We start from the raw sequence: 13,390 nt of genomic DNA, 5'->3' as shown, positions 1-13,390 counted from the left end.
CGTGCCCCCTCGGCCTGTGACAGCCTTGTGAGCGCAGAACGGGTCGGATCCGAAGTGATCGGGCACGAAACCACAGCGATACGCGCCTTCATCCTATCGAACGGCGCACCGTCACCCAAACCGGGCCTGGGAACGCGCTGGACGCTCGTCGCCGCGTCATTCCGCGGGGCCGCGACGACGGACGGCCTCCCCCTCCCGTAGCGTCGGGGCCATGAACGAGACGCCCGACCGCGCCGGTCGCTTCACCGTATCGGGGCCAGAGAGCACCCGGGCCAATCGCGCCTGGTGGGACGGCGAGGCCGACGAGTACATGGCCGAGCACGGCGCCTTCCTCGGTGACGCCGAGCTCGTCTGGGGTCCGGAGGGGTGGACCGAGGCGGAGCTGCGCATTCTGGGACCGGAGGGCTCCCTCGACGGGCGGGACGTGCTCGAGTTCGGCTCGGGCGCAGCACAGGCCGGGCGCTGGTGCGCGGGCCAGGGAGCGCGGGTCGTCGCCACCGACCTGTCCCTGGGCATGCTGCGCCAGGGCGCACACATCGATGACGCCCGGCAATCGGCGTCCGTGCCGAAGCACGCCGGGCCGGCTCTCGCGCAGTGTGACGCGTCGTGCCTGCCCTTCGCCGACAACGCGTTCGACGTCGTGTTCTCCGCCTTCGGCGCCGTTCCGTTCATCGCCGACACGGCTGCCCTCATGCGCGAACTCGCCCGCGTGACGAAGCCCGGCGGCCTCGTCGCCTTCTCCACGACGCACCCTCTTCGCTGGACGCTTCCCGACGTGCCCGACGAGAGCGGCCTTCTGGTCACGTACTCCTACTTCGACACGACGCCCTACGCCGAGGCGCGCGGCGAGCGAGTGCTGTACGCCGAGCACCACCGCACCCTCGAAGCCCGCGTGGCGGAGCTGCTCGGCGCCGGGCTCGTCCTCGAACAGCTGCGCGAGTTGCCGTGGAAGGAGGCGAACAACCAGACGTGGGGCGGCTGGAGCCCCCTCCGAGGAAATCTCGTGCCCGGCACGCTCGTCCTCACCGGGCGAAAGCCCCGCACCTGAAGATGCTCGCCTCGAACAAGGGCGGCCACAGGCCCCTGGAGACGTCCGCAAGGCCGACGGATAACGAGAGGGCCGACCACGTGCTCACGTGATCGGCCCTCTCGTTCGTGTTCTCAGCGGTTGAGGATGTGCTCGGTCTCCCCCGCCGTGAGGACGTGCCCTTCGTCGGCCTCGGGGTGCTCGCGGAACCAGGCGATGGTGCGCTCCAGGCCCGTCTCGACGCTCACCTTCGGCGACCAGCCGAGGAGCGCCTGCGCCTTCGTCGTGTCCGGACGGCGCACCGTCGGGTCGTCCGTCGGGCGGGCGATGTACTGAATCTCGGACGAGGTACCCGTGAGGTCGATGATCCACTGCGCGAGGTCACGCATCGAGATCTCGTGCGGGTTGCCGATGTTGACCGGGCCCGGGTCGTGCGTCTCGAGCAGCATCGCAAGGATGCCGTCGACGAGGTCGTCCACGTAGCAGATCGAACGGGTCTGGCTACCGTCGCCGCTCACCGTCACCGGTTCACCGGCCAGCGCCTGACGCACGAAGTTCGGGATGGCTCGACCGTCGTTGGGGCGCATCCGCGGACCGAACGTGTTGAAGATGCGAACGATCGACGCATCGACCCCACGGTTGTCGCGGTAAGCGAGAACGAGAGCCTCGGCGTACCGCTTGGCCTCGTCGTAGACGCCGCGCGGACCCACCGGGTTGACGTGCCCCCAGTACGTCTCGGGCTGCGGGTGAACCTGCGGGTCACCGTAGACCTCGGACGTCGACGCGAGAACGAGCCTCGCGCCCTTGCGTTGAGCCAGCTCGAGCGCGTTCTGCGTACCCATCGACCCGACGCGCAGCGTCTCGATCGGCATCTTGAGATAGTCGACCGGAGAGGCGGGCGAGGCGAAGTGCAGGACGCCGTCGACGTCGCCGTCGATGTCGAACGGTTCCGTCACGTCGTGCTCGACAAGAGCGAAGCGATCACCCACGAGGTGGGCGACGTTGGTGGCGCGGCCGGTGACGAAGTTGTCGACGGCCACCACTGAATGACCCCGGCGGAGCAGGGTCTCGCCCAGGTGTGAGCCGAGAAACCCTGCCCCGCCGGTGATGACGACGCGCATGGTCAGTACTGAACCCCGTCGTCGCGGCGGTCACCGAACACCATGTTGGCGTTGTCGTTCCCGTTGCCGTCACGGTAGTCGTCGCGGTAGTCGTCGCGACGCTCCTCGGCGTGGGCACCGACCGAGCGGCGCGCACGCATCGACACGATGAGACCCAGGACCAGCGCGAGCAGACCCAGCAGGCCGAGCACGAGCGGCGCCCAGTTACGCAGAATGTTGAGCTGGCTGCCCTTCGACTTGTACTCGTCGACGTTCTTGGCCACCGTCTCCGGCGTCATCGTGGAGGTCGTGTCCATCGCGTTGACGGGCTCCTGGCCCTCCACCTCAAGCGTCTGCTTCTGCTTCTCCTGAAGCTTCATCATGACGCCGGTCACCGGGTCGACCCAGATGGTGCGCTCGTTGGCGTACGTGCGGTCGGCCGTCTGCTTGCCCTTTTCGAGACCGAAGATCTCGCCGGGGACGTCCATCTTGGTGAACGTCGTCTTCGGGACCGACTGCGTGAACTTGTACGTCTTCATGCCGTTGATCTTGTCCTCGCCCGCGAACTTCACGGGGATGGCCTTGGCAAGCGTCGTGTCCCAGTACTCGTACTTGGCGTCCTTGTCGACCTGGAAGGGGAACTTGATCGTCTGGCCCTTGATGTCGACCGGCTTGCCGTTGAGCTCGTTACCGTCCCACTTGACGGCTTCGCCCGTGGAGCGGTCGATGGCGACCCGCTGCGTCGTGGCACTCATCGGCGGGGCCTTCATCTGGCCCTTGTCGTCGAAGTTGTCGGTGGACTGCCACTGGTCGATGACGACGACGTCGCGACCGAGCTCCTTCGAAACCTTCTCGCTCGCGGCCTTGTCGGCCACGACGGTTGCCTTGGTGAGGATCTTGCCGCTGCCGGCCTTCACCTTGTCGGCGTCGAAGTACTTCGCGTTGTCGTCAGCCACGGTCTGCTGCGTGTTCTGGTTGAGCGGAACGACCGCGAGTTTGGGGTAGGCGTAGAACCGCATGAGGAGCGCCATCGTGAGGAAGAACGCCCCGAATCCGATCATCACAGCAGCCTTGCGCACTGGATCCTCCTAGGGGAACGAGAAAACTTACGCGACGGTAACACCTTCGGAGCCCCTCGTGTGACCCGATTCACGAAGTAGATGACCTCGGACGTTCCCACAGCGTCAGAACAGAGTCCACCACGTCGATGAGACCCACGTCACTCGCCACGCCGAGAAAGTGGACACCGGCGGCTTTCGCAGCCTCTTCGTCGGACTCCGCATCGCCGACGAAGAGGGTTCGCTTCCGCCCGATCCAGCCGTTCTCGGCCACCACGGCGTCGATGAGGCCGGGTGACGGCTTACGGCAGGTGCACTCCCCTGAGGCATGCGGGCACAGGCGGATGTCGTCGAGGTGAGCGCCCTCGGCTGCCAACTGCTCGACGAGGTGCGCGTGGACGGTTGCCAGGGCGTCCCAGGTGAGCGCGCCTGTCGATATCCCGCGCTGGTTCGTCACGAGGACCACCGGCACCCCGAGGGCGTTGAGCCGTGCCACGGACTCGGCAGCGCCGGGGAGCAACTCGAAGTCGCCGAGTGTGCGATAGCCGGGCTTGAGGATGTTGAGCGTGCCGTCACGGTCGAGCAGGACGGCGTCGAGGCCACCCGCGGTGGTCGGTCGAGGCAACGGCTCGTGGGCCAGGCCGCAGAGCCACTCCCGCGTCGGCGTCACGGTCAGGTGCGCTGGCTGAGGACGTCAACGGCCTCGCACCAGGCGTGGGCCCACAGCATGTGGACCTCCTGGATGCGGGGCGTCTCCACGCTCGGCACGACGAGGAGGTGGTCGACGGCGTCGCGCAGGTGCTCACCGCCGAGCCCGGTCATCGCGATCGTCGTCACGCCCATCTCCCGCGCCGTCGCGACGGACTGCACGATGTTGGCGCTGCGACCGCTCGTCGACATTGCGAGGTAGACGTCACCGGGGCGCGCGAGCGCGCGAACACCGCGGTCGAAGACGTGCTCGTAGCCGTAGTCGTTGCCGATGGCAGTGATCGACGACAGGCTTTCGGCCAGGTTGACCGCCGGAAGCGGCGCCCGGTCGTGGATGCACTTGCCGATGAACTCGGCCGCGACGTGGGACGCGATCGCTGCAGACCCTCCGTTGCCGGCGACGAGCACCTTGCCGCCTGCGGCGAGCGAACTGACGAGGGCCTCGCCGGCGGCGCGCACTTGGGCCGAGAGGTCGGGCTCCCGCAGCGCCTCGGCGAGGTGCAGCCAGGCGTCGATGCCGGCGTCGAGCTGCGCGGTCGTCGCGGCGCCAATGGCGTCGGGCGCGACGTCCTCGATCGGGTGAGCCATCAGTTCTGTCCTCTCCAGGTCGTGACGCCGTCGCGGCTGAAGATCGGCTCGGAGACGGTGAGGCCGAGGTCGATGAGTTCCTGGGCGACGAGGTGGCGACGCTCGAACTCGCAGACGAAGACCATGTGGCCGCCTCCGCCGGCGCCGGTGACCTTGCCTCCGAGGGAACCGCTCGCGAGGGCACGCTTCATCGCCTCGTCGATGAGCGGCGTCGTGATGCGCTCCGACATCTTCTGCTTCTCACGCCACGCTTCGCCGAGGAGGTGGCCGATCGTGTCGACCTCACCGCGCACGAGCGCGATCTTCATCTGCGCCGCGAGCTCCTTCTGAGCCCGCAGGCCTTCGAGCGCGGTCGCGTTGCCCGTCTCGTACCGGCTGCGCTGGTCCTCGATGATGTGGTCGCTCACGCGCGTCTGACCCGTGAAGGCGAGCAGCATGTTGTGCTCGAGCTCGTGCACCGTCGATTCGCGCACGCGCAACGGATTGACGACGACCTGGTCGCCGGTGAACTCGATGAAGTTGAAGCCGCCGAACGCTGCGGCGTACTGGTCCTGCGAACCACCGGGGATGCCGAGGTCCTCACGCTCGAGGCGGTAGGCGAGTTCGGCGATCTCGTACTCGGTGAGGTCGAGGCCGCAGTGCTGCGCGACGAGACCGATGACGGAGACCATGACGGCGCTCGAGCTGCCGAGACCCGACCCGGGCGGCGCTGCGGTGTGGAGGAACAGGTCGAAGCCCGTGACGGCGTGGGCGCCCGGAATCGTCCGGATGCGCGCGATGGCGGCCTTGGGCAGGTCGAGCTGACCGTTGTACTCCACGGGGTCGTCGACGCCGAATCCGATCGAATACCCGAAGTCGAGCGACTGGACAGTGATCCGGCCGTCGGTGCGCGGGCGCAGCGTCGAATAGGCGAACTGGCTGATGGTGCCCGACAGGACGCAGCCGCCCTCACGCTGGGGGAACGGCGCGACGTCCGTGCCGCCGCCGGCGAAACTCACCCGCAGCGGAGCACGCGCCCGCAGAACGGGTTTGCGGTAATCGAGACAGTCACGACCGGCCGGTGCGGCGTCGCCTGTGGGGGTTGCCCCCTCATGAGCCTTCATCTGCGGCTAGCCTCCATTCGACCGATGCGTGCGCGCCGCACGTTACCCGATGGTAAGTGCGAGGGAGATCGACATGCGCCGCATTCCCGCCATCGGCCCACTGCGGGCCGTCGCGGCGCTGCTCGTCCTGCTCTCCCACGTCGCCTTCTGGACCGGCGCGGCGAACGTGGACGGTGCTGGGCGCCTGCTGGCGCGAGGCGACAGCGGCGTCGCCGTGTTCTTCGCGATCTCCGCCTACCTGCTCACCCGCGGTTACTGCGCCGGACGTGCGACTCCCCCGGACTACGCCCGGCGCCGCGTCGCGCGCATCATGCCCGCGTACTGGCTCGCCCTGGTGGCCGTTCTCGGCGCTGCCGTCGTCATCGACGGCACGGTCGGCTCGCTTCGTCAGGTGCTCACGCACGTGTTCCTGCTGCAGGGTTTCACCCATGAAAGCTACCGCGCGTTCACCCAGACGTGGAGCCTGACGACCGAGGTGACCTTCTACGTCCTCGTTCCGGTGATCGGCGCGTGGCTCCTGCCTCGTCGCGCTGCAGGGCGCACCGTCCCTGTCGTGTTGGTGCTCTTGGCGGCCTTCGGGGTTCTCGTCCAGGCGTTCGCCAGTTCGCAGGGCACACCGACGTGGGGGTGGCTCGGCACGAGCGCCCTCGGCCACGCTGCGTGGTTCTGCGTCGGCATCGGGTGGGCTTGGATGCTCGAACAGCGACCAGGGATTGCGTCGCGCCTCACCGCAGGCCACGCGGTGCTCGTCGCCGTGCTGGCCTACGTGTTGGCCGCCACCCCGCTCGGTGGGCCGATCGGGCTGGAGACACCGACGGTTCTCGCGGCGGCGGCCAAGGAGATTCTGTACGGGATTGTCGCCGGCGCCTTGCTCGTGGCGGCCACGAACGCGCCTCGCGAGGTGCAGCGCCGCTCGTCAACCGGCCTCGCACTCGCGTCCGGCGAGACGAGCTACGGCGTCTTCCTCTGGCACCTCGTCGTGCTCCAGGCGCTCTTCGCCTCGCTGGGCCTGCGGATCTTCCACGCCCCGTTCGTCCTCGTCCTCACGGTGACGCTCGTCGTCACGTGGTTCCTTGCTGACGCGAGTCGCCGCTTCGTCGAACGGCCCGCCATCCGCTGGGGGCACCGAGGAGCTCCGCGGCGAACACGCTGAGCGCTGTCACACCGAGCACCTGACCGACGAGCGCTCCGGACGACGCGCGGTCGACGACGCCGAGGGTCGCCATGACCGGCCCTGTCAACGCGAGCGCGACCACGACGGTCGTCGGCCGCCACCTGCGGGGCAGACCGAAGGCCAGAAGGAGAGCGGGCACGGCCCACCAACCCGCGAGAGCCACGGCGAGCGCTCCGACGACGAGACAACCGGCCGCAACGCCGAGGCGGGTACGGCCTGCCGCCGCGGTGGTCATCGCAACGGGGTCCGGTTCGGTGTTCTCAGGAGCGGGACGGTTGCGGCGCGGCCAGCCGGCGAGCACGGCCGCAATCAGGACACCCAAACCTCCGACGAGGAGGGCACCGCGGTGCCACATCTGAGGGGCGAACGCGAGCTCGGGCGCCTGCGCAGCGGAGGGCGTCGACGACACCGCACACCCCTGACGCCAGCCGTCGAGGGTCACGGGGCTCGCCCCCTCGCCCACGCAGCTCCATCCCGCGTTCGCGCCCTGGGTCGAGGCGAGAGTCACCACGGAGGACTCGTGCGTCGTCGCGGGCGGAGTCGTGCTGCTGCCGCCGGTGTCCCTCAGCCCGAGCGCCGCGCGCGCGTCGCCGCCGGTGGGCGTCAGGCGCAGACTCTCGACGTCAGGTGAAAGCTTGAGGTCGACCTTCCCCTTCGGCAGGGCTAATGAGCCCGACGAACCGTTGAGCGAGGCGGCCTTCCAACTGCCGTCGCGCTGACGCACGGAGAGGACATTCCCGGCGTCGCGATGGCCGCCATCACTCAAGGTCAGGTTGACCCCCATGGTTCCAGCACGTGCCACGGTGAGCCGACGGGTCCACTGGCCGTCATCTTCGGAGCGCAGAGCTCTGCCTTCGGCGAAGGGCTGGGTACGTGTGAGAAGGACGCCGTTGCGCTCCGTGTCGACCTGCCCCGGCAGAGCCTGGACGGCCCGCCACCCTGCTCCTCCGGAATCGATCGAACTGATGCCGACGGTCGATGACGCGTCGCGCGCCGACGCCTTCGGGCGCAGTTCGAGTTGTGTCGTGCCGCGCGGCACGGTGACGTTCCAGGCCCGTTCGCCCGCCGCCCGAGCTTGGACGGCGCGGCCATTCGCAACGACCTCGAAGCCGCGCAGTGTGGCCTTGCCGGTACTCGTGCCGTGCACGGTGACGGTGCCACCGGAGGTGCCGCGCGCCCACCGCAGAACGAGCGGTGTCGCTTCGTGGGCGGGCGTGAGCCATGCCGTGGCGTCCGAGGCATCGAGTGCTGATGCGGGCCCTGCGCCCGGGCCGAGGTACACGTCGCCGAACGGGTCGGAGGCGTCACCTTCGGACGCGACCGCGGTGACGCCGTCGAGAGCCAACGTCGTGAGGGAAGCCGTTCGCCCCTCGAAGTCGAGGTCTCTGCTGCCGAGACGCGCGTCTCTCGTCGAGCCGGCCGTCAACGTCGGCCCGAAGGCGAGCGCCGGCGGGCGACCGTTGTTGTAAACGCGCTTGCGGACGTCGTCGGTGATCCACCCACCCCCGCGTCCCGTCACGAGCGGCGACGAGGGCAGGACACCCGCGGCGGCCAACGAGAGAGTCGACTCGGGGCCACCGAGGACGGAGATGGCCTTTGTGCCCCGCTCGCTCGAGGTTGACGCGTCGATGTCGAACACATCGAAGCGAGTTTCCCCCGATCCGTGAACCCGGTGGCCGGTGAAGTCCGGCGATCCCTGCAGGGCCGTGACGTATCGGGCCGCCGAGGTTGTTTGCTGCGCCGGCGTGACGCCGTGGCGCACGACGATCCGCGCAACGCCAGCACGCCGCAGGGCCTTCGCGACGCCGGCCGTGTCGCCCGACGCCACACGAGCATCGACGGCGTCCATGAGCCGTTGGGCACCGGGGTGAACGAGCGGTGCGGAGGCACGCACAGCCACCGGGCTCTGAGCGAATGCGACGAGCGGTTCGTCGGAACTCGTGCCCCACGCGTAGGTCGCGGCGCGCGCGCTCGGCAGGACGAGCGTCGACCCGCCGTCGCGCGCGGCCGCGGCGTCGATGTCCTTCGCCGCGGCGCGCAGCGAGGCCGGCCATGCCGTGACGCCGGGTTCGTGCCCGAGACGTCCCTGCCAGAACGGTGCCATCGAGGCGAGCACGGCCACCGCGAGGGCTGTGGCGCCCCAACGAACCGCGGGCGTCGGCAGCGCGGCTCCCCCGACACTGTCGGTGACGGAGGCCCCCCGGTCCCGCAGGCGCGCGAGCAGCCGCTCGGCCACGACGGCGATGCCCATGACGAGCGGCAGTCGCACGAGAGGGTCGAGCTTGTGCACGTTGCGTGCAGCGGCGAGTGGACCGTCGAGGAGGTCGCGCGCCGTGGACGCGAACGGGCCGTGCACGGCGCCGACGTAGGCAACCCCCATACCGAAGACACCGACGAGCACCATGGCACCGAGACCTCGGGGCACGACCGGTCGGTGAGTACCCGCTCCGGTGCGTGCCGTGAGCAACCCTGCAAGGCCGACCCCGGCGAGCAGGCAGCCCGCGACGATCGACGCGGTGCCCTGCGCCACGACCCAGCCGCTCTGCCAGACCGGGTGGCCTTCGGCGTCGATGATGTAGGCCACCCAGTCCGAAGCGCCGCGCAGGATGCCCGGCACGGACGTCACGGCCGTCGTGATGCGAGAGGTCTCGATGTAATCGAGGAACGGATAGGCGTAGCGGCCGAGCACGACGAGCGGGCCGAGCCACCAGGTGCAGCCGAGAAAGGCGCCCAGGGCGAGTCCGCCGACGAGATCGCGACGACCGACGCTCCGATCCTCACGCAACCGCTCCCCACCGACGACCAGGGCGAACACGAACGCGCCGAGCACGGCGACGAGCGACGCCGTCGCGTTGACCCCGCCGAGGGCGGCGGACAGCATGCCGACGACACCGACGTAGCGGCGCCACGAGAGTCCGCCCGGACGACGGCGGGCGTGAACGGCAAGCAGCAGCCAAGGCATCACCATCCCGGGCCACGTCTCGACGGACAGTTGAGCGAGCAGACTGAGTACCCGCGGACTCAGCGCGTACAGCACTCCCGCGAGCGCCGCAGCCGCCGTCCCGACACCCAGCACGCGACGCGCGAAGAGGGCGGCCCCGGAGGCACCGACGATGAGCATGAGCGTCCACCAGGCTCGTTGCGCAGCCCACCCGGGCAGGCTCACCGCGTCCGGGAGGGCGAAGAACGCCCCCATGGGAAACAGGTAGCCGTACGCCTGGTTCTGGAGTTCGCCGAACCCCGAATGCCCGGACCAGGCGTCGAGCGAGCGGGCGAGGTAGCGGGCCGGTGCGGCAACGAGGTCGATCTTCGTGTCCGGTTGGATGACGCCGGGCTGCACCAACCACGGCAACACTCCGAGTGCCGCGATGACGCTCGTCAGCGGGTCGGCGAGGAAACGGCGCAGGCGTCCTCCCCGGGCGGGCGTGACGGCGGAGTCGCTCACCGCTTGCGCACGAGGACGAGCAGGTTCCACGTCACGATCTCCCGAAGGCCCGGCACCCGCAGGATCGGGCGGGCCCAATCGGGCCAGTAGCGCGGACGCAGGGCGAGAACATCGGCCCGGCGGGATTCACGGGCGGCCTCGGCCCAGTCGAGTCCCTGCCGGACGCTCACCCGGAACAGGCTGTCGTCGATGAGGTTCTTCGGCCGGTGTCCGTGCTTGCGCTCGTACCGCCGAGCGGCACGTTCTCCGCCGAGCCAGTGCCAGGGCGACGTCTCGTGGCCTCCCCACGGGCTGAGCCAGTTCGTGTATGCGATGTAGAGCAACCCGCCGGGTGCGACGACGCGCAGCATCTCGTCGGCGACGGCCTCCGGTGTGCGCACGTGTTCCCACAGGTTCGAGCTGAAGACGACGTCGAACGAGCCGTCCGCGAACGGCAGGTGCCCCGCGTCCCCGACGACGCCACCGTGGCGAACCGAGTCGACGTCGGGGTCGGCATCGAGGGGAACGTAGGTGGCACCGAACTCGCGGAAGGCCTCGGCGAACTCCGCCGGTCCGGCGCCGACGTCGAGGACGTGAGCCCCGTCCAGGTCGAGGTGCTCGGCGATGCCTGCGACGGAGTCTCGAGCCAGCTCACCGTAGAAGTGCGCCGGGTCGCTCTGTTCCACGAGGAAGGCGCGGAACAGGTGAACGCTGCGGCGAAGGTCGCGGCTCATGAGGCAACCCTGGCCACGAGGTGGAGCGTGGGACGCAGGCGCGGCACAGCGGCGCGCGCTGCAAGTGTCCCGGGCAGACCGAGTGCGGCCAGCGCCATCGTCGAGCGTTGCGCGAGCACGCCACGCGGGCGATCGGTCGGGCGCACGGCGCGAACCGTGCTCGCGGCGCCGTGGACGAGCGAGTCGAGGACGGGGCGGCGGATCTCCACCGAGTCGAAGCCGGCGTCCCGCGCCATCGTGCTCAGAGACTTCGCCGTGAAGAAGCGGATGTGTGTCGGATCCTCGAGCATCCACCAGCCGTCCTTGACGAGGCCGAGACCCGCCCAGTCACCGGCCGGCGTGAGGAAGTGCGCGCTGCCGCCGGGGCGCAACAGGTCGCGGGTGCGCTGCAGCGTCAGGGCTGGATCGACGACGTGCTCGAGCACGTGGATGCCGTAGGCCATGTCGACGGCGCCGGCGGGCAGAGCGTCGGGCGTGACGTCCTCGATGCCGCAGGCGTGCAGCGATCCCTCGCGGGCCACACGGTCATCGACGGCGAGTTCGAGCTGGTCGGGATCGGCTCCCGCGACACTGGCTCCGCCGTCGAGGAAGCGACGCAGCAGAGCACCGGTGCCGAAGCCGATCTCGAACACCGACTCGGGTACGCCGTCCGCGACGAGCGTGCGGTAGGTCAGGGCGAGACGCGCCGAGTCGAGCGTCGGGTCACCGCCGTAAGCGTGCTCACGGTGACGCGCGGGCGCGTCGTGGAGGGAGCGCACGAGGTGCCCGCAGTGAGTGCACCGCCCGAGCACGGATGAGCCGAGCGTCCAAGGCTGCACGGCATGGCCGCACGCCTCGCATCGAGACCTGGGAATCGGGACACCTCCTGTTCGGCTCCCGGTTACTCTAACGGGCGACCCGAAACGGTCGCGGACGAATGGCACGAGGAGACGAGCAGGGATGAACGGCGAGCGCGCAGGTGCCCCGATGCGGGTGCTGTACCTGTCGTGGCGCGACCGCGAGAACCCCGAAGCCGGCGGCTCCGAGGTGTTCGTCGAGCGCACGAGCGAGGTGATGAGCGCTCTCGGGGACGAGGTGACGATCCACACCGCCCGCTTCCCGGGCGCAGCCCGACGCACGATGCACGGCGACGTCCGCGTCCTGCGCGCCGGCAACCGCTTCACCTGCTACGCGGCGGGGCTGTGGCACCTGCTGCGCCACTCCCGCGATTACGACGTCGTCATCGACGTGCAGAACGGTGTGCCGTTCTGGTCACCCATCGTCTCCCGCGTCCCCGTCGTCGCCGTCGTCCACCACGTGCACCGCGACCAGTGGTCGAGCATCTTCGGTGAGCGCCTCGCGAGGTTCGGCTGGTTCCTCGAGTCGAAGGCCGCGCCGTTCGTCTACCGCAAGAGCCGCTACGTCACCGTCTCGAAGGCAACGCGGGCCGAACTCGTGGAACTCGGCGTCGACGCCGAACGCATCGACCTCGTCTACAGCGGCAACGACCACCCGCGCGATCTCGACTCCTACGCGGACGTGCCTCGCACGTCCGAGCCGTCCATCACCGTGCTGGGCCGCCTCGTGCCGCACAAGCAGGTGGAGATCGCTGTGGACACCGTGGCACGACTGCGCCCCCAGTTCCCCGGGCTCGTGCTCAACGTCGTCGGTTCCGGGTACTGGCAGGAGAACATCGCCCAGCACGCCCGCGATCTCGGAGTAGAGGACGCCGTCCGTTTCCACGGATTCGTCGACGAGAAGACCAAGCACACGCTGCTCGCCTCGTCGTGGCTCGTCATGATGCCCTCGTACAAGGAGGGCTGGGGCTTGACGATCGTGGAGGCCGGGCTGCACGGCACCCCCTCGCTGGCGTTCATCCAGGCCGGTGGCCCCAGTGAGTCCATCCAGCACGCGAGCACCGGCGCTCTGGCCTCGACGACCGAGGAACTCATCGACGACGTGCGCGTCCTCCTCGAACGAGCGGATGTCCGGGAGGAACTCGGACGCAATGCGCGCCGCTACGCCCGCTCGTTCAGCTGGAGCAGCGCCGGCCGGAACTTGCACCACACGCTCGAGAACGTCCTGGGGCGCGCGACGCGTGCGCCCCAGCCGCCGGACACTCCCCTGCACGTCGAGCGCCTGCGTGCCCTCGTCGAGCGCGACGCGTTCGCTTTGGACGAGCGGCCGCACGTCGTCAGCGTCTCCTGATCTCAGGCACACGGTGCCCCGGTCGTCGACGGCAGCCGGTGCGGCCCACACACAACAGCGCGAGGGCGAGGCATTTCGATGCCTCGCCCTCGCGCATGTTCGGCCGTGCGGCCGAACGGATCAGCCGTCGTAGCTGATCTTGGACTGGTACTTCTGCGACTGCTCCTGGTTGCCCTGGGTCTGGATGAGACCGAAGATCGCCAGAAGGGCGAGAAGGATGCCGACGATGGCACCGCCGACGTTGTACGCCGCCTTGTTCGTGGACGCGCTCATGGTGAACCGCCTTT

12 protein-coding genes are annotated in these 13,390 nt (G+C 69.4%); 3 read left to right on the top strand and 9 right to left on the bottom strand.

The annotated features are described in order from the left end of the window. Nucleotides 1–211: 211 nt before the first annotated feature. Nucleotides 212–1,048 carry a class I SAM-dependent methyltransferase gene (locus tag EVU97_RS02910; RefSeq protein WP_129663401.1) on the top strand — a complete coding sequence of 279 codons (837 nt, stop codon included), beginning with the start codon at nt 212–214 and terminating at the stop codon, nt 1,046–1,048. Between the two features lie 113 nt (nt 1,049–1,161). On the opposite strand, the gene EVU97_RS02905 is transcribed toward EVU97_RS02910, so the two are convergent. From EVU97_RS02905 to EVU97_RS02885, 5 genes are all read right to left on the bottom strand, one after another. Next, the gene (locus EVU97_RS02905; protein ID WP_129663399.1) at nt 1,162–2,148 is read right to left on the bottom strand and encodes a UDP-glucuronic acid decarboxylase family protein; all 987 of its coding nucleotides are present in this window, start codon (nt 2,146–2,148) and stop codon (nt 1,162–1,164) included. Nucleotides 2,149–2,150: 2 nt separating this feature from the next. Further along, nucleotides 2,151–3,206, bottom strand: coding sequence for a DUF3068 domain-containing protein (locus tag EVU97_RS02900; RefSeq protein WP_129663397.1), 1,056 nt, complete (start codon nt 3,204–3,206; stop codon nt 2,151–2,153). A 70-nt stretch (nt 3,207–3,276) separates the two neighbouring features. Next, on the bottom strand, nt 3,277–3,855 hold the full coding sequence (locus EVU97_RS02895; protein WP_165357857.1) for an HAD-IIIA family hydrolase: 579 nt from the start codon (nt 3,853–3,855) through the stop codon (nt 3,277–3,279). A gap of 2 nt (nt 3,856–3,857) precedes the next feature. Continuing rightward, nucleotides 3,858–4,481 carry an SIS domain-containing protein gene (locus tag EVU97_RS02890; protein ID WP_165357856.1) on the bottom strand — a complete coding sequence of 208 codons (624 nt, stop codon included), beginning with the start codon at nt 4,479–4,481 and terminating at the stop codon, nt 3,858–3,860. After that, nucleotides 4,481–5,584: a GHMP kinase gene (locus tag EVU97_RS02885; RefSeq protein ID WP_205744850.1), complete on the bottom strand. Its 1,104-nt coding sequence runs from the start codon at nt 5,582–5,584 to the stop codon at nt 4,481–4,483. Before EVU97_RS02885 ends, EVU97_RS02890 begins: the two co-directional genes overlap by 1 nt. A 73-nt stretch (nt 5,585–5,657) precedes the next feature. Between EVU97_RS02885 and EVU97_RS02880 the strand changes: the two genes are divergently transcribed. Beyond that, complete coding sequence (locus EVU97_RS02880; protein WP_165357855.1) at nt 5,658–6,737, top strand: acyltransferase; 1,080 nt, start codon at nt 5,658–5,660, stop codon at nt 6,735–6,737. Here EVU97_RS02880 and EVU97_RS02875 read toward each other — a convergent pair. The 3 genes from EVU97_RS02875 to EVU97_RS02865 are packed head-to-tail and all read right to left on the bottom strand — an operon-like array spanning nt 6,646 to nt 11,734. Continuing rightward, complete coding sequence (locus EVU97_RS02875) at nt 6,646–10,203, bottom strand: alpha-(1->3)-arabinofuranosyltransferase family protein (protein WP_165357854.1); 3,558 nt, start codon at nt 10,201–10,203, stop codon at nt 6,646–6,648. The two genes, EVU97_RS02880 and EVU97_RS02875, sit on opposite strands and share 92 nt — an antisense overlap. Further along, entirely contained in the window at nt 10,200–10,916 is a 717-nt protein-coding gene (locus tag EVU97_RS02870; RefSeq protein WP_129663387.1) for a class I SAM-dependent methyltransferase, read from the bottom strand. Before EVU97_RS02870 ends, EVU97_RS02875 begins: the two co-directional genes overlap by 4 nt. Then, the gene (locus EVU97_RS02865) at nt 10,913–11,734 is read right to left on the bottom strand and encodes a class I SAM-dependent methyltransferase (protein WP_129663385.1); all 822 of its coding nucleotides are present in this window, start codon (nt 11,732–11,734) and stop codon (nt 10,913–10,915) included. Before EVU97_RS02865 ends, EVU97_RS02870 begins: the two co-directional genes overlap by 4 nt. Nucleotides 11,735–11,855: 121 nt before the next feature. On the opposite strand from EVU97_RS02865, the gene EVU97_RS02860 reads away from it, so the two are divergent. After that, on the top strand, nt 11,856–13,103 hold the full coding sequence (locus EVU97_RS02860) for a glycosyltransferase family 4 protein (protein ID WP_240730106.1): 1,248 nt from the start codon (nt 11,856–11,858) through the stop codon (nt 13,101–13,103). Nucleotides 13,104–13,223: 120 nt separating this feature from the next. On the opposite strand, the gene EVU97_RS14905 is transcribed toward EVU97_RS02860, so the two are convergent. Continuing rightward, a complete protein-coding gene (locus tag EVU97_RS14905) occupies nt 13,224–13,376 on the bottom strand; it encodes a hypothetical protein (RefSeq protein WP_165357853.1) in 153 nt (50 codons plus the stop codon). Nucleotides 13,377–13,390 lie beyond the last annotated feature (14 nt).

The organism is Dermacoccus sp. 147Ba, assembly GCF_004151355.1.
In the GTDB taxonomy this organism is placed as follows: Bacteria; Actinomycetota; Actinomycetes; order Actinomycetales; family Dermatophilaceae; genus Dermacoccus; species Dermacoccus abyssi.
This window is presented reverse-complemented; position numbering and strand designations above follow the sequence as displayed.

Excerpts from the sequence above, each read along its gene's own strand:
- EVU97_RS02870 (WP_129663387.1), bottom strand. The coding sequence starts at position 10,916 with ATGAGCCGCGACCTTCGCCGCAGCGTTCACCTGTTCCGCGCCTTCCTC.
- EVU97_RS02885 (WP_205744850.1), bottom strand. The coding sequence starts at position 5,584 with ATGAAGGCTCATGAGGGGGCAACCCCCACAGGCGACGCCGCACCGGCC.
- EVU97_RS02880 (WP_165357855.1), top strand. The coding sequence starts at position 5,658 with ATGCGCCGCATTCCCGCCATCGGCCCACTGCGGGCCGTCGCGGCGCTG.
- EVU97_RS02890 (WP_165357856.1), bottom strand. The coding sequence starts at position 4,481 with ATGGCTCACCCGATCGAGGACGTCGCGCCCGACGCCATTGGCGCCGCG.
- EVU97_RS02860 (WP_240730106.1), top strand. The coding sequence starts at position 11,856 with ATGAACGGCGAGCGCGCAGGTGCCCCGATGCGGGTGCTGTACCTGTCG.
- EVU97_RS02905 (WP_129663399.1), bottom strand. The coding sequence starts at position 2,148 with ATGCGCGTCGTCATCACCGGCGGGGCAGGGTTTCTCGGCTCACACCTG.
- EVU97_RS02910 (WP_129663401.1), top strand. The coding sequence starts at position 212 with ATGAACGAGACGCCCGACCGCGCCGGTCGCTTCACCGTATCGGGGCCA.
- EVU97_RS14905 (WP_165357853.1), bottom strand. The coding sequence starts at position 13,376 with ATGAGCGCGTCCACGAACAAGGCGGCGTACAACGTCGGCGGTGCCATC.